The sequence below is a fragment of the Thalassotalea marina genome (assembly GCF_014656435.1).
In the GTDB taxonomy this organism is placed as follows: Bacteria; Pseudomonadota; Gammaproteobacteria; order Enterobacterales; family Alteromonadaceae; genus Thalassotalea_C; species Thalassotalea_C marina.
The window spans coordinates 82678-98876 of sequence record NZ_BNCK01000008.1; the positions used below are offsets into that span (position 1 = coordinate 82678).

The following is a 16199-nucleotide window of genomic DNA, read 5'->3' on the forward strand; positions in this document are numbered from 1 at the left end:
TTATGTCTGTACATCCGCACGCAGGGCAACCTGCACGACCAGAAGATATCGATAACATTGCGCAATTAGTAAGCCATTATTATATAAAACAGCCCAATGTTGCTACGCAATCACAACGTGTAAGCTTTGGCACTTCAGGTCACAGGGGGAGTGCATTTAAAAGTAGCTTTAACGAACATCATATAGTAGCCATATGTCAGGCTGTTGCTGAATACAGAACCGAACAAGGTTACAAAGGCCCGCTTTATTTAGGCAAAGATACACATGCTTTGTCTGAGCCAGCCTTTGCAACCGCGCTTAGCGTATTAGTAGCCAACAATGTACCTGTGGTGATTCAAGAAGATTTAGGGTTTACACCTACACCTGTTATTTCACGCCTGATCATTGCATACAATGCTAATAATGATTCATTTGCCGATGGGCTTATCATTACCCCTTCACACAATCCACCTTCTGATGGTGGTATTAAATATAACCCTCCACATGGTGGACCCGCTGAAGGCGAAGTAACTAAACGTATTGAAAAACGTGCTAACGATATTATTCATAAAGGCATGTTGGAAGCTAGGCAGGCCATTTATGAAGATGCACTTGCATCAGAATTAGTGACTAAACAAGACTTTATTGGCTTTTATGTGGATGAGCTAGACAAAGTTTTGGATATGCGATCAATAGCTGAGGCAAAAATTAAAATAGGTGTCGATCCATTAGGAGGTTCAGGCATCGATTATTGGCCTAGAATTGCTGCTAAATATGATTTAGATTTAACCGTTGTCAACCCAAAGGTTGATGCCAGTTTTGCTTTTATGCCGTTAGATAAAGACGGCAAAATCCGCATGGATTGTTCATCGGCTTATGCGATGGCAGGTTTGATCGCCTTAAAAGATGAGTTTGATATTGCGGTTGGCAATGACCCTGATTTTGATCGTCATGGCATAGTGACTAAAGCGGGTGGTTTGATGAATCCGAACCACTTTTTGGCTGTAGCAATTCATTACTTAATGACGCACAGAAGTTGGCCAAGCTCCTGTAAAATAGGTAAAACCTTAGTTTCTAGCTCAATAATCGATCGCGTAGCGAACTTATTGGATAAACCATTGTCTGAAGTTCCTGTGGGTTTCAAATGGTTTGTTGATGGCCTGCATTCGAGTGAATACGCTTTTGGCGGTGAAGAAAGTGCAGGGGCTTCATTTATCGCCAAAGATGGCAGTTGTTGGACGACAGATAAAGACGGTTTTATTATGGCGTTATTAGCGGCTGAAATTGTCGCAGTAACAGGTAAAGACCCTTATCAGTATTATCAAGAACTTGCCAAGCAATTGGGTGAACCAATTTATGGTAGAGTTGAAGCTGTCGCTAGTTTTGAGCAAAAGCAGGTGTTTACGCGTTTAAATGCCGAAGATATCTCTGCTACCGAACTAGCAGGAGAGGCAATCGAACAGAAAGTCACTCATGCCACAGGAAATGGTGCAGCTATTGGTGGAATTAAAGTGATATCTGCCAATGGTTGGTTTGCTGCTAGGCCTTCTGGCACCGAAGATATTTATAAAATATACGCAGAGAGTTTTATTGATAAAGCACATTTAGATCAAATAATTCTTGACGCACAAGCAATTGTCTACGATATTTTTAGTAGAGATGGCTTGTAATTTAAATAATTGATTTTTAACTAACTTAACTATTTACCAAGGAGGGTGTGTAGTAATTTTGATGTCATTGCTGTAGGAGAAATTACTCGTATATGCCTCATCGTCAATATATGCATCGTCCAACTGTGATCAAAGACCTCACTGTACTTGTGGTGGTTAACTTGATCTTCTTTTTTGCCTTCATGAATTTTGATGTTCTTGAGTCGCTGTATCAATTTTCTCGCGACTATGAACATTTTGAAGTTGATGAAATTATTCCTTTGGGTATTACCGTCGCCATTAGCTTTTTAATTTTTAGCTATCGCCGTATTAAAGAACTTGGGTTAATGGCACAAACATTAGAGCATATGTCTTTATTGGACCCACTGACAGGCTTACCTAATCGACGCGCAGGACAAATTAGCTTGGTAACTTGGTGTGATTTAGCGAATGAAAAAGGCCAAGATTTTGCTATATATCAAATCGACCTCGATAACTTTAAAAAAATCAATGATATGTATGGGCAAATGGTGGGTGACGACGTATTGAAGTTAGTGGCTCAACGGGTGGGTAATAATTTACCTGAAGGTGCACTATTGTGTCGTTGGTTAGATGATAATTTTATCGTTGTGGCTAACGTAACAACGAAAAAAACACCTGCTGAATTTGCATTAGAATTACAACAACTGATCAGTAAACAAATTATGACAGCAACGGTGGATCTGACGTGTTGTATTGGTTTTAGCCTCTACCAAAAAGGGCATATCGTTGAAGACATCCTTCATGATGTTGAAGATGCTTTGGCCGTTGCCAAACACAGAGGTGAGAACAATATTCACGGTCATGTAACTGCCTAGCATTTAACAAACAGTAAGCGTGGATAGAATATTTCACGCTTACCTAAAAAATATTTTTCGACAAACTGCCATTTAGTTACCAAATTATCTTACAATATGTGCCATTGTTTCCTTGAAGAAGAAAATGGTTTGGGTAACTTACAGCAGCAATTACAATCAACAGGTGACTTTCTATCAATCTCTCGTGAACATCCTTGGTCACTTCCTGAAACTTTCCAATTTGAAATTACACACAGCGCTTCTGGCAACAAGAGCATTGCCAAAGTATTAGAAACAGGCATCATAGTTTTTGAACCACTAACGCAAACGTCTACACAAGATATTGTTTTATCATGTGGCGTGCACGGTAATGAAACTGCGCCCATTGAAATATGTGCCGAGTTAGTGCAAAAACTCATTTTAGGTGAATTGCCATTAGCACAGCGTGTGTTGTTTATTTTTGGTAATCCAGCATCGATGAACGTCGCTCAACGTTTTGTTGAAGAGAACATGAATCGCTTATTTTCAGGCGGCCATTCTATTGACCAAGGTCAGGGAGTAGGGTTGATCAATAAAGAGCGAGAGCGTGCTTTATTGCTAGAAAACACCGTTAGAGCATTTTTTCAACAAGGCACCGAGCTTGGTAATAGCCGAGAACGCATGCATTACGATTTGCATACCGCTATTCGCGGTGCAAAATATGACAAATTTGCTGTTTATCCGTTTCTGCATGGAAAACCAAGAAAACCAGAACAACTGCAATTTTTACTAGCTTGTGGTGTTAATACCATCTTGTTATCAAACTCACCAACAACAACATTTAGTTATTTTTCTTCCAATGAATTTGCTGCCGATGCTTTTACTGTTGAGTTAGGTAAGGTCAGGCCATTTGGCGAAAATGATATGTCACAATTTGAACAAGTAAAAACAACCTTAACACGACTTGTATCAGGTGAAGATTTACAGTTAAAAGCATTTGATGAAGCTGACTTTCATATTTTCACCGTGGCGCAAGTGATCAATCGTCACCATGAAAATTTCACCTTAAATTTTGCTGATGATGCACCAAACTTTACTGACTTTACAAAAGGTTATGTGCTTGCGATTGATGGTGAAAATGAAATCAAAGCGCAACAAGACGGCGAAGCCATTATTTTTCCAAATGCCAAAGTTGCTATTGGTCAACGAGCATTGCTAACCGTTGTTCCTTCAGCATTAAATAGTGAAATTTAGCACGTTTATATTTAGCGCTAGATAAAAGTTTACAAGGGCTGCCTTGAACAAACACTTTATAGATTAAGATCAAAAATAAGTGAACATATTAGTTTACACTTAGCTAAAAGTTTACGTTAAGGTTAACTGCTATTCCTTGCATTACAGTTAACGTAAAGGTAAAGTTCAGGCAGCAATAATTTATATAACAACGCATCAAATCTTTAATTGTCTAACGCAAACAAGCACTATACTTGTGGCTAGACGTTTAAAGATTTCCTTGTTTCAAGGGCACTACATAAGAGAAGGCTATGAATACTGATATTTACAAAGAAAGCCCGGTTGTCCATACCGCAGCTTTTATTGATGGTCATTCAGTTGAAATCCCCATCCTCAAGATTTTACAACAAGATGGCACTGTTTATGACGGTGCAGAACTTCCAGAGATTAACCAAGAACACGCGGTAAAAATGTATCAAGCGCTAGCTTTTCACCGTGTGTTAGACGAGCGCATGATTGCCGCACAACGCCAAGGACGAATCAGCTTTTACATGGCTGCGCTTGGTGAAGAAGCTGCCAGTGTAGGTGGCGCAGCGGGTCTTGAACCACAAGACATGATCATGGCGCAATATCGTGAACAAGGCGCGCTAATCTACCGTGGCTTTTCGCTTGAAAACTTTATGAACCAAATGTTTTCAAATGAAAAAGATCTTGGTAAAGGCCGTCAAATGCCAATTCATTACGGCAGTAATGAATTAAACTACATGACGATTTCCTCTCCTTTGGGTACACAAATTCCACAAGCTGCTGGTTATGCATATGGCCAAAGACTTCAAGGGCAACCTGCAGTGACTATGTGTTACTTTGGCGAAGGTGCTGCGTCTGAAGGTGATTTTCATGCTGGCTTAAATATGGCAGCAGTGCATCAGTGCCCAACAATCTTCTTCTGCCGTAATAACGGTTATGCGATTTCAACACCATCTGAAGAGCAGTATGTTGGTAATGGTATTGCCTCTCGTGGTGTCGGTTATGGTATTAAAACCATTCGTATTGACGGTAATGACATTTTGGCTGTGTTAAAGGCGGTGCAATTAGCACGTGCTTACGCATTAGAAGAAAACAAGCCGGTGATCATTGAAGCAATGTCTTATCGTTTAGGTGCTCACTCTACATCGGATGACCCAACAGGCTACCGTACTAAAGAAGAAGAGGCCAAATGGCACGCTCACGATCCAATTTCACGCATGAAGTCTTGGATGTTGGCGCAAGGGTGGTGGAGTGAAGAGCAAGAAACTGCACTTTTTGAAAAACTACGTGAAGAAATTTTAGCAGCAGTAAAAGTGGCTGAAAAAATTGATAAGCCACCTGTAGAAGATCTTGTTTCTGATGTTTATGACCAAGTGCCGCAGCATTTGCAAAAGCAATTGGATGATTTAAAACTTCATATTAAAAAATATCCCGAAGCCTATCCGTTTACTGCTGGGAGAATTAAATAATGGCACAAATGAACTTATTACAGGCAATCAATAACGCCTTAGACATTGCCATGGCAGAAAACGACAGTGCTGTGTGTTTTGGTGAAGATGTTGGCCATTTTGGTGGTGTATTTAGAGCAACCAGTGGTTTACAAGAAAAATACGGTAAAACGCGCTGTTTTAACACACCATTAGTTGAGCAAGGCATTATCGGTTTTGCCAATGGTTTAGCGGCGCAAGGCAGTACACCAATTGCTGAAATTCAGTTTGCCGATTACATTTTCCCTGCTTTTGACCAAATTGTTAACGAGTCGGCAAAATTCAGATACCGCAGTGGTAATGAATTTAATGTGGGCAAGTTAACCATTCGTACACCATACGGTGGTGGTATCGCAGGTGGCTTGTATCACAGTCAATCACCTGAAGCATATTTTGCTCACACGCCAGGTTTGAAAATAGTTGTGCCACGTAACCCATATCAAGCAAAGGGTTTGTTGTTGGCCTCTATTCGTGATGATAACCCAGTGGTATTTTTTGAACCTAAGCGCTTATATCGTGCATCAGTAGGTGAAGTACCAACTGAAGATTACCAATTGCCAATAGGCAAAGCTGAAGTGGTACAACAAGGTAGCGATATTACGTTACTTGCTTGGGGCGCTCAGATGGAGATTATCGAAAAAGCGGCGGAAATGGCGAAAAAAGACGGTATTTCATGTGAAATTATCGACTTAAGAACTATTTTACCTTGGGACGTTGAAACGGTTGCTAGCTCGGTAATGAAAACCGGACGTTTATTAATATCGCAAGAAGCGCCATTAACTGCTGGTTTTGCAAGTGAAATTGCAGCAACTATTCAGAGTGAATGTTTCTTACACTTAGAATCGCCAATAGCACGCGTTTGTGGATTAGATACACCATACCCACTAGCACTTGAAAAAGAACACGCGGCTGATCACTTAAAAGTGTATGAAGCGATTAAAAATAGCGTAAATTACTAGGACATTAACATGAGCATTGATTTTATTTTACCCGATATTGGTGAAGGTATCGTTGAATGTGAGCTGGTGGAATGGCTAGTAAAAGAAGGTGATCGCATCGAAGAAGATCAACCTGTTGCTGACGTAATGACAGACAAAGCAATGGTACAAATTCCAGCGATGCATTCAGGTATTGTAGATAAACTTTATTATGCCAAAGGTGATATTGCTAAAGTACATGCGCCATTATTTGCCATGACGCCAGAAGGTGAGGCAGGATCAGAGTCTGCGCCTAGCGCCCCGGCTGCTGAACCAGCACAAGCACCTGTTGCAGCAGCAACAACGGGAACAATTATAGAAGACTTTATCTTGCCTGATATTGGCGAAGGTATTGTTGAATGTGAAGTAGTTGAATGGTTAGTTGCCGAAGGTGATGTTATTGAAGAAGATCAGCCCGTAGCTGATGTAATGACTGACAAAGCCATGGTACAAATTCCAGCAATGCATGCTGGTACCGTCGTTAAACTTCATTATGGTAAAGGTGAGATTGCTAAAGTACATGCACCATTATTTGCTTTAGAAAGAGCTTCAACAGGTGGTACTCCTGCTGCTACCCCAGTTGCTAAAGAAGAAACTCCAGCACCTGTTGCTGCCAAGGTAGAAAAGCCTGCACCTGTTGTTGCTAGCAATGAAAAAGTCGTCAATAAAAAAGCGGTTGCAAGCCCAGCTGTGCGCCGTGTTGCACGTGAGTTAGGCGTCAATATTCACCAAGTACCAGGTAGCGGTAAAAAAGGTCGTATTTTTAAAGAAGATGTTGTTGCGTTTAATGAGCAGGGCGCTCAACCTACAGCAGCGACTTCGTCAACACAAACAGCTGTTGGTGGTACCCGTGTTGAACCAATTCGTGGTGTAAAAGCTGCGATGGCAAAAGCAATGACAGCGTCTGTGTCTACCATCCCACACTTTACTTACTGCGAAGAAATTGACATGACGAAGTTAATTAAACTTCGTGGCGAATTAAAAGAAGTTTACGCTAAGCAAGACATTAAGCTCACCATGATGCCATTTTTCATGAAAGCAATGTCATTGGCGTTAAAGCAGTTTCCTGTGGTTAATTCTCAGCCTAATGAAGAGTGTACTGAGATCACTTATTTTGATGATCACAATATCGGCATGGCGGTTGACTCTAAAGTGGGTTTATTAGTACCCAATGTCAAACAGGTGCAAACTAAGTCAATTTTAGATTTAGCGCAAGATATTGCTCGCTTAACTGAAGGTGCTCGTTCTGGCCGTGTTGCCTCAGAAGACCTTAAAGGTGGAACTATCACGATTTCAAATATCGGTGCTATTGGTGGAACAGTTGCTACACCAATTATCAATAAGCCTGAATCTGCGATTGTGGCTTTAGGTAAAGTGCAGCATTTACCGCGCTTTAATGATAAAGGTGAAGTTGAATCTCGTGCCATTATGCAAGTAAGTTGGTCTGGTGATCATCGTATTATTGATGGTGGTACAATTGCTAGGTTCTGTAATCTTTGGAAGTCTTTCCTAGAAGAGCCAACAAATATGCTTGTGCATATGAGCTAAAAAGATAATTAACCTTAGCTTCGCATAAGCACTATTTCTTATAAAAACCTGAGGTTAACTAATCAAACACGTAAAAGCCCAGCGAGATGCTGGGTTTTTTTATACATGATCGGGGATGTTCAGCGGTATCAAATTAACTCAACATCAAGTAGCTCTGCAAGTTGTGCTCGCTTAGCACTTAAGCCTTTATATGGGGCTAAATTGGCGATTAAGGCACGCAGTAAAACACTATTGAGAATGTCTTGTTCTAATTGAGTTTCCAGTAAAGTTAAAGTTTCATTGACTACTGTTTTGTCTTTCGTAGCAAGTTCATTACTTTGGTTTTTTAGCTCAGAAACTAACAATTTTGCTTTGGTTAATTGTCTGACTTGTGGGTCATCGTGATATAAAGGCAGATCTTCAGGCGTGAGAGCAGGTTCTAACGTTGTTGTTGAGAAACTGCCTATTACTGCATCTATGGCTGCTGAGATGACTTTGGCACATCGCTCTAGTGTTAGTTGGGCATTATCTAACGCAATATAGATGCTATATTCCTGCAACGCGCCATTTAGCAGAGCGATAACATCCATGTGCCATTTTTCATCAAGTTCTGCATAGGCGTTAGCAATCAGTTTTAACTGATTTTGATAGTAAGTGGCTCGAATACTTTGAATATATTCGATAGCATCATCATCCATTACGGCACTATCGTCGTAAGCGATAGCTTGTGTTAAAGCTCTTTCTTCACTTACTTGACTCAATTCGTGGTTGATATATGCCTCAATCAATGACACTCCAGCCAGTGATTTATCAGTAAGTAACTGTTCCAGTTGTAACTGACTTAATTCAAGTAGCTGTGTTAACAAGGCATGCACGATGTCTTGTTTACTTTTAAAGTATGAATATACAGAGCCTTTAGCAATCCCAGCATTTGAGGCGATACTGGCGATGGTTGTGCCTGAAATACCATGTTCAACAAATAACGCTTTGGCAGAAGATAAAATTAAATCTCGTTTTGTACTCACTTAAATACCCTAATAAATCTAACCCAATCAAGGATTTTGGCGATGGTGAATTAGCATATCATGCCACAAAGTTAACCTTTGACCAAGTAGTCACTTGAAAGTGACTTTATGGTCAATTATAGTGTGACCAAGTGAATTGTTTTTGACTTATTGGTCATTTGTGAGGTTGAAATGAAAGGGAATGATAATGCATCGCCTGAATTAACAGGGCTATGGCAGCTTTTGTCGACGCATAAACCGAATAATAAAAGCTTTTTATATATGACATTGTTGATTATTGTCGCCACTGGACTAGAGCTGGTAATCCCATTGTACAGTCGTCATTTAGTTGACAACATTAATCAACTCGGGTTTGACTACGTGGTCATTTTGGGTTTGGTCTTTGTGGTTGTTATTGCGGCAATCAGTGAGGGCGCTTTAGCTTGGTATGGTGCGAGAATGGGCGAACATACCAATTTGAGCTTACGTTATTCTTTGATCGGGCGACTTGTTAATACAAAACAAGCCATTTTAAATAATGAACATAGTGCTGAATTAAGTGCTCGTATTATGAATGATTCTGCGTCAGTTAAATCGATTTTGGCGGAAGATCTTATAGGCCTAATTAGCGGTGTTATTTCACTTATCGCAGTCATAGTTGTTATGTTTTTGCTAGATTGGCGATTAACACTTGTGTTGCTGGCGTGTATAGCGATCGGAGCATTGGTGATCACACCGTTGGCACTTTCAATGCGAGGTATAGGTAAAGCAATGCAAGATGCTGAAGCAGATTTATTCACTTATGTTTCAGAGTGTTTTAAAAGTGGCAAAATGATACGCGCTCACAATGCTAAACAAAGCGTATTGAATCGAAGTAAAGGATTGTTAAACAATAGCTTTCATCATGCAATGCGTGAAGCTCGGGTAGTGTCCATGATTAATCCAATTTCCAACTTGGTATTAATGATGAGCATGGTTGCAATATTGGCTTTTTCCGCTCATTGGATAGCACAAGGCTCAATGACATTGGGTACGGTAACTGCTTTTTTAATGTACTTGTTTGGGCTAGCGTTTCCCTTAATTTCATTAGGTATGTTCTTTTCAAATTTACAAAAAGCTGCTGGAGCGGCAGTAAGGCTAAATGAAATAAATCAATATGAGATGGAAAGTGAAGGCGGGAATCTTGAATTGAAAAAGCTATCGTCAATAAGGCTAAACAAACTTAAATTTGAAGCTGACGGTAAGTTGATTTTAACTGATATTAATTTAGCGTTTTCTGCAGCTGGACTAACGGTGATTCTTGGTGAAAGTGGCAGTGGAAAATCAACCTTAATTCAACAGTTATTGGGTTTTTATCATGAAACCCAGTCTAATATTTTGGTCAACGAACTACCTTTTACAGATTATCAGCTTAATAGTGTTCGAGGTAATATGGCGTGGGTAGATCAAGAACCGAGACTCTTTCATGCATCCATTCGTGAAAATTTGCTGCTAGGTTTAACTACAGTGCCATCGGATGAAGAAATAATGGCATGTATTGAACAGGTTGGCTTGTTGTCATGGTTCAATAAAATTAATGGTGATTTAGATATATTGGTAAGTGAACAGCAACAGTTATTTTCAGGAGGAGAAAAACAGCGTTTTGCTATAGCCCGCGCGTTGTTGAGAAAACCTCAGCTACTGGTGTTAGACGAACCGTCATCTGCATTAGACAAAGACAATGAAGCATCAATTATGTCACTGTTGCGTCATATGTCGGCTAATATTCATGTGGTGATGGTGACACATAACAAGCAGTTAATTTCACCATCAGATCACGTGGTTACACTAGAAAACGGCCGGATAAGCAAAACTTGCCAACGGGTAGCATAGTGTTAGTATGCTGCGCACTAAAATAACAAAAATATAGCATGCAGGAGGTATGTGGTGCGCCGCTTTCACAAAATTTTAGGACTCATAATGTTACTACCGTTTATTGCTTGGGTAGTAACTGGCGTGTTTTTCTTTTTTAAACCTGGTTATCAAGAAGCTTATCAAGCGCTAAATATTAAACAATATCCTGTTGCAGGACTGGCAGAGAGTTTAATCGATGATAGCACGCTCGAAGTTAAACAAATGCAAACAATTTTAGGGCATCATGTGTTGATCAAAAACAGTGACGGCTGGCGTCACTTTTTAGACAACAATGAAGTAAAAAAGGATGAATTAACGCCCGAACAAATTCGATTGTTAGTCAATGATGCTATTACGCAAAAGAAAGCACGCTATGGCGATATTGTTTCTGTTGATGGTGTTAAAGCAACTACCTCAACAGGCGTTGAAGTAACCGTTAATTGGCAAGGTTTGTCGTTAAGGCAATATGGCCAAGATACTGACTTTATCAATACAATTTATGATATTCATTATCTGCGTTGGACAGGCAATAAAGCCTTCGACCAGTACTTGGGCGTTATTGGTCTGATGCTTGTACTGTTATTAGCCGTACTTGGTACTTGGATGTCATTACGTAAACCGACGATTAAATATTAGCCTTAACAACCGGGTCTTGTGGTCAGACCTGTTGTTGTGTAAGGTAGCTTGATTCAATTTTTTAGGTTTTAGTCATGCATCAAAAATCGCTTTTTATCAAAGAGGGCACTCATCAATTACATGTGCGTCGAATTTTTGAAAGCTCTGGTGGCACACCGATACTCATGCTGCACGGTACGATCGAGAATGGCAAAATATTTTATACTGAGTCGGGGAAAGGCTTAGCTTGTTATCTTGCTGCACAAGGGTTTGATGTATTTGTCGCAGACTTTCGTGGTAAAGGGCAAAGTACGCCATCAATAAATGAAGATCCAAAACATGGTCAACATGAAATGATCGTACATGATGTTCCAGCTTTCATCGATTTGGTAAAAGCCCAAACGGGTAAAGCGATGCATGTTATATGTCATTCATGGGGCGGCGTAATCTTTAATAGCGCTTTAGCTCGTATGCCAAATTATTTGCCGGATGTTAAAAGCATTGTGTGTTTTGGCACCAAACGCAGTGTGCACAGGAAAAGCTTTCACAAATTTTGGAAGGTTGATTTATTTTGGAATCGTTTAGCACCTGCAATTGCAAAACGTAAAGGTTTCATCAATATGGTCAAACTTAAGTTCGGCGCTGACAACGAAACTTATGATTTTTTACGCCAGAGTATCGACTGGGTTAAGCCAAAACCTTGGATTGATCCTGAAGATGGTTTTGATTACGCCAATGCCGCTAAAAATATTACTTGGCCCGAAACTTGGCACATGACAGGTATCAATGACGATTTACTCGGGCATATTGATGATGTAATTGCACATGTTGAAGAAACTAACCCCAAGGCAGAAGTTTCGTTATTGTCAAAGCAAAATGGCAATTTACTTGATTATGACCACATCAATATGCTGACAGCTAAGCAATGTGTTGAAGACCACTTTCCTAAAGTGAGTGATTGGCTAGTAAAACGGTCATAAAAAATGCCCAGTTAATTGGGCATTTTTTTACAATATTATAAATTTTCTAGTTGAGCCAATGATTCTGTTGGCCTTTATTTGCCATCAAAATAAGTGCCATTGCAATAATGATAACTAAAATTGGCATTACCGCACTTGAAGGGCCTGCTACAGCAATAGTGTCGATAATAAAGAATGAATAAATATTTTGTACAATAACGCCTAGCAAAGACAAAATTAATACTATCTTAGCTAGTGAATTACGCATTATTAATAATACACATCCCAAACAACCACCAATTACCGCAAGAGCAAAAGCAGCGGTTACCCAAACAGGAATATTTTGATATAGGGGCTGCTGTTCTGGCGGGAATTGCGCAATGATTTCAGGGGTTAACATTAAATGGCTTATAAAAGCCAATAAACCCAGTAGGTTCCAAACCAGTGCTAAAACTGCACAGACTGAAAACCAACGTGGAGCTTGTGAATTGTTTTCCATAGTTAATCTCTTATTATAATTATGTCTACTCAAGTCTAGTGAATTTATTCAATAAATAAAACTTTACTTATATATTACTGTTGTAATACATTTGGATTACACCTGTAATTTAATAGTGATGACTAAGTTGAAACGTGTAATATTTTTATTAGCAATTATTCTGCTGCAAGGCTGTTCGTCGCATAATACCGTGCATGTCTATGCTAAGTACCTTTCAGAAGAACAAGAGCAACAAGTTGTTGAGAGCTTGAGCGTTAATGAAAACTTAACTGTTGAGGTAAATCGTTTAGAGTTTCCAAGCACAGTAAATGATAATACCTTAATTTATGCACCTAGCAGAGGCACTGATAAAGCCGCAATAGAAGTCATGGAACAGGTGTCTTCACTAGGCTTTCCAATTGGCGCAACGGGATTAATGTTAGCCAATAATCACAGTTTTTCCGCCAATAACATGGGGATATATTTAGTTCCTGCTGGGTTAAGTATTACTAATGAAAGAGCTCGTGCCGGTAAATACAATATTCCACTTTACAGTGAATATGGTGCGAGAAATTGTGAAAATACCGCCACACTTGAGATAAAAGAAAGTGGCAATTTTGTATTAAATGAAGAAGTTTGGGATAAAAATAAACAAGATTACCAACAAAACCAATACAGAGGTACTTGGTCGATAGAAGACAATCAATATCTTTTATTTCGCAGCCCTGCTTGGCAACAGGTTCTATATTTTCATCGTCAAACATTTGAACGTGATATTGAAAACGGTAAATTACAAGGTTATCAACTCATTCCTATGACGAAGTACAATAAAGGTAGCAATTACGCGCGAGTTTATTGTACTTATGAAATTAGCCAGGTTATGGAATAATACACTTTCAATTTTATTGATTTTGTTGAGTTTTAATTTATGCCTCATATTGTGATAGAGCATTCAGCTGTTGCCCAAATTTCAGATGTTATAAGTTCAGTACAAAAAAGTTTATTTGACGCGGCATTTTCCACGGGTTTATTTACTAAAGATGCGATTAAAGTTCGTAGCATAGTTTATGAAAATTATTATTTGCCTGAGGGGCAAACGTTTTTTATTCATGTGAATAACAAAATTCTTTCCGGTAGAACGGTTGAGCAAAAGCAAATGTTAAGTAAGGCAATAGCCGAGGCGTTATCAGCGTATGCTTTTGTTAATACCACGATAAGCGTTGAAGTGAGTGATTTACACAGCGAAAGTTACATTAAACTTCAAAACTAAAAATGTAACTTATTGTAAAAATAACTAGTTTTTAGATTATGGTCATTTTTTTAATGATTAAAATGACGTAAAGTGAATCCCTGTTTTATGTAGAAATCATCAATGCATTATCACGGGGATTTACATGCATAGCTCTTTGGTGAGTCATCAACAGTCTCGTTATCACTATATGGACAATTTGCGCGCACTCGCTATGCTCGTTGGTATCGTGTTCCATGCGATACTTGCCTACAGTCCTCTTTTACATAACATTTGGTTTCTAGCTGACCAACAACACTCAGTTGTTGTTGATGTTATCGCATTTTGGCTGCACACCTTCCGAATGCCTTTATTTTTTATCATTGCGGGTTTTTTCGCCTACATGTTGATAGAAAAGCGTGGAGTTAAGGGTTTTATAAAAAACAGAAGCACACGTGTTTTATTACCATTAATCGTGTTTTTGCCACTTGTCATCGGTATTGTTGTGACCACCATCTTTTGGGCTATGGACAATATTCATCATTTACCTCCCGTCCTGGCGATGTCAAAAGAGCTTGAAAAGCAAAACTCAGATTTAAGCACTGCACATTTGTGGTTTTTATTTAATTTATTTGGTTTTTGTTTAGTACTCGCTGCTTTGTATAAAAATAAATTGGTTCAAGGGCGCTGGACAAATGATATAGCGTCAGTGCCATTTTTATTGGTCATGTTTCCGGTACTTATCATTCCTGCGACATACAGCGTCGACGCGCCATTTCCTGCTCCTGAAAAGCTGTACCCAGAGTTATGGTCATATGGCTTTTACGGCGTATTCTTTTTTGTTGGTGTTGCTATATTTAAACGTCAAAAAGTACTTGAGCAATTGTATCAACACAGGCACGTGATGCTTGCTATTGCTACCTGTAGCTACTTAACTTTTTATGCCTTAATGCCAAAGGCATTAACCATAGATGAAGTGAAGTTAATGATAGAGCAGGGCGCTAAAATTACTCAAGGTTTTGAACATGTTGCCATGGTTATCTTGCAAGCTTTTTCATCGGTATATTTTTCTTTATTAGCGCTTTGTTATGGCAAGAAGCTCATTGATAAGCAAAATGCTATTGTTCGGTATATCGCCGACGCCTCATATTGGCTTTATATTGTTCATATTCCACTGTTATTGCTAATACAAATGCCAATGTTAGATTGGCAAACACATGCGATCATTAAACTCATTGCCGCCTTAACATTAACCTTTGTTATTGGTTTTATTAGTTATCATTTTTTAGTGAGAAAAACTTGGCTAGGTCAGTGGCTGAATGGCCAGAAGGTTGTTTCAAAAAAAGTGGCTGATTTAGCGGTGGATTGAGGCACTCAGCACCACAGATTTTAGGTTGGGAGTGTGGTGCTAAGTGTAATAAAGTTATTTCTTAATGCGTTTTCTGATCCAAGGTGTTATTGCTAGTAAAGATAACAACCAATAAACACTGCCACCATGACTATGACTTTCGCTAACATAAACTTCTTGATAAGTAGGGTCGTAATCACTGCTCTCTAACGGTAATGCGTATAAATCACTGTTGTCGTCAGCGCTGTATGAAGCAACAATATCGGAATAACCAACTTCATATAGATCAATTAATACGTCGTAGTTAGCAGGCACATAGCCTTGATTTAGCGTGGTATACACTTCAAAGGCATCATCTTCACTTTCACCATAAATAGAAAAGTTTTCCGTTGTGTAGTAGTGGATCCAATCACCACCATCTTTACTTAAATAAAGTTCAGCATAAACTCTAGCGTGTTCATTAAATTGGTAGTTGATCACGTCAGCATCAAAGGTCACGCTAAAGGTTTGAAAGTAACCGTCTTGGTCAATATCTTCAATTAAAGACGCGTAGCCGTCATAAATTGAAAAGCTGTGGTCAAACGATTGTGCACTTTGCGCTTGTTTTGTACTTGATTTACTGGCGAAATCATTAGAATACAACTGCTTTTTCAGCGCTTTAACTTGCTCGCGTGTTTTGCCTATCAATACATTTGGCGAGTCAGAAAGTGATTTGCTTTCTTTTAATTGAGTCAACGCTTTGCTTTTATCCCAACTCTGTTTGACACTGCTAACAGAGTAATTTTTTTCAGTTCCTTCAGTTGCATACGCCAATTGCGTAGCAGATGTTAATGCCAGTGCTAACGTGATGGTTGAAATCGTGTTGTTCATCTTTATCTTCCTCGACAATGTCAAACTTATGGCCATTAAAGACCAAAGTTTCTGAACGAGTGCTGAACATAAAATTGACTGTTTTTAGAGGGTTAACAAGCATAAAACCC

At 39.2% G+C, this 16199-nt stretch carries 15 protein-coding genes; 12 read left to right on the top strand and 3 right to left on the bottom strand.

The window, feature by feature from the left end; all coding sequences use genetic code 11:
* The first annotated feature begins 2 nt into the window (after nt 1-2).
* From pgm to IE199_RS16430, 6 genes are all read left to right on the top strand, one after another.
* Nucleotides 3-1649, top strand: coding sequence for a phosphoglucomutase (alpha-D-glucose-1,6-bisphosphate-dependent) (pgm, locus tag IE199_RS16405; protein WP_189772750.1), 1647 nt, complete (start codon nt 3-5; stop codon nt 1647-1649).
* A 92-nt stretch (nt 1650-1741) separates the two neighbouring features.
* Complete coding sequence (locus tag IE199_RS16410; RefSeq protein ID WP_189772752.1) at nt 1742-2485, top strand: GGDEF domain-containing protein; 744 nt, start codon at nt 1742-1744, stop codon at nt 2483-2485.
* 96 nt (nt 2486-2581) lie between these two features.
* The gene (astE, locus tag IE199_RS16415; protein ID WP_189772753.1) at nt 2582-3697 is read left to right on the top strand and encodes a succinylglutamate desuccinylase; all 1116 of its coding nucleotides are present in this window, start codon (nt 2582-2584) and stop codon (nt 3695-3697) included.
* Nucleotides 3698-3987: 290 nt separating this feature from the next.
* Entirely contained in the window at nt 3988-5172 is a 1185-nt protein-coding gene (locus IE199_RS16420; RefSeq protein WP_189772755.1) for a thiamine pyrophosphate-dependent dehydrogenase E1 component subunit alpha, read from the top strand.
* The gene (locus IE199_RS16425; protein WP_189772757.1) at nt 5172-6149 is read left to right on the top strand and encodes an alpha-ketoacid dehydrogenase subunit beta; all 978 of its coding nucleotides are present in this window, start codon (nt 5172-5174) and stop codon (nt 6147-6149) included. The genes IE199_RS16420 and IE199_RS16425 overlap by 1 nt, the downstream gene beginning before the upstream one ends.
* Before the next feature lie 9 nt (nt 6150-6158).
* Nucleotides 6159-7715 carry a dihydrolipoyllysine-residue acetyltransferase gene (locus tag IE199_RS16430; protein ID WP_189772759.1) on the top strand — a complete coding sequence of 519 codons (1557 nt, stop codon included), beginning with the start codon at nt 6159-6161 and terminating at the stop codon, nt 7713-7715.
* Between the two features lie 128 nt (nt 7716-7843).
* Here IE199_RS16430 and IE199_RS16435 read toward each other — a convergent pair whose 3' ends face one another.
* Nucleotides 7844-8719 (bottom strand): TetR/AcrR family transcriptional regulator, encoded by an 876-nt coding sequence (locus tag IE199_RS16435; protein WP_189772761.1) that lies wholly within the window; start codon nt 8717-8719, stop codon nt 7844-7846.
* Between the two features lie 171 nt (nt 8720-8890).
* Between IE199_RS16435 and IE199_RS16440 the strand changes: the two genes are divergently transcribed.
* The 3 genes from IE199_RS16440 (at nt 8891) to IE199_RS16450 (ending at nt 12186) form a co-directional block, all read left to right on the top strand.
* Nucleotides 8891-10570: an ABC transporter ATP-binding protein gene (locus IE199_RS16440; protein WP_189772763.1), complete on the top strand. Its 1680-nt coding sequence runs from the start codon at nt 8891-8893 to the stop codon at nt 10568-10570.
* Between the two features lie 54 nt (nt 10571-10624).
* Complete coding sequence (locus IE199_RS16445; RefSeq protein ID WP_268245330.1) at nt 10625-11227, top strand: PepSY domain-containing protein; 603 nt, start codon at nt 10625-10627, stop codon at nt 11225-11227.
* Nucleotides 11228-11301: 74 nt separating this feature from the next.
* A complete protein-coding gene (locus IE199_RS16450) occupies nt 11302-12186 on the top strand; it encodes an alpha/beta fold hydrolase (RefSeq protein WP_189772767.1) in 885 nt (294 codons plus the stop codon).
* Nucleotides 12187-12232: 46 nt separating this feature from the next.
* Here IE199_RS16450 and IE199_RS16455 read toward each other — a convergent pair whose 3' ends face one another.
* Nucleotides 12233-12664, bottom strand: coding sequence for a hypothetical protein (locus tag IE199_RS16455; protein ID WP_189772769.1), 432 nt, complete (start codon nt 12662-12664; stop codon nt 12233-12235).
* A gap of 115 nt (nt 12665-12779) precedes the next feature.
* Between IE199_RS16455 and IE199_RS16460 the strand changes: the two genes are divergently transcribed.
* From IE199_RS16460 to IE199_RS16470, 3 genes are all read left to right on the top strand, one after another.
* Complete coding sequence (locus tag IE199_RS16460) at nt 12780-13532, top strand: hypothetical protein (protein ID WP_189772771.1); 753 nt, start codon at nt 12780-12782, stop codon at nt 13530-13532.
* Nucleotides 13533-13571: 39 nt separating this feature from the next.
* A complete protein-coding gene (locus IE199_RS16465; RefSeq protein ID WP_189772773.1) occupies nt 13572-13913 on the top strand; it encodes a tautomerase family protein in 342 nt (113 codons plus the stop codon).
* Between the two features lie 124 nt (nt 13914-14037).
* Complete coding sequence (locus IE199_RS16470) at nt 14038-15240, top strand: acyltransferase family protein (RefSeq protein WP_189772775.1); 1203 nt, start codon at nt 14038-14040, stop codon at nt 15238-15240.
* A 54-nt stretch (nt 15241-15294) separates the two neighbouring features.
* On the opposite strand, the gene IE199_RS16475 is transcribed toward IE199_RS16470, so the two are convergent.
* The gene (locus IE199_RS16475) at nt 15295-16089 is read right to left on the bottom strand and encodes a choice-of-anchor H family protein (RefSeq protein WP_229854778.1); all 795 of its coding nucleotides are present in this window, start codon (nt 16087-16089) and stop codon (nt 15295-15297) included.
* Nucleotides 16090-16199 lie beyond the last annotated feature (110 nt).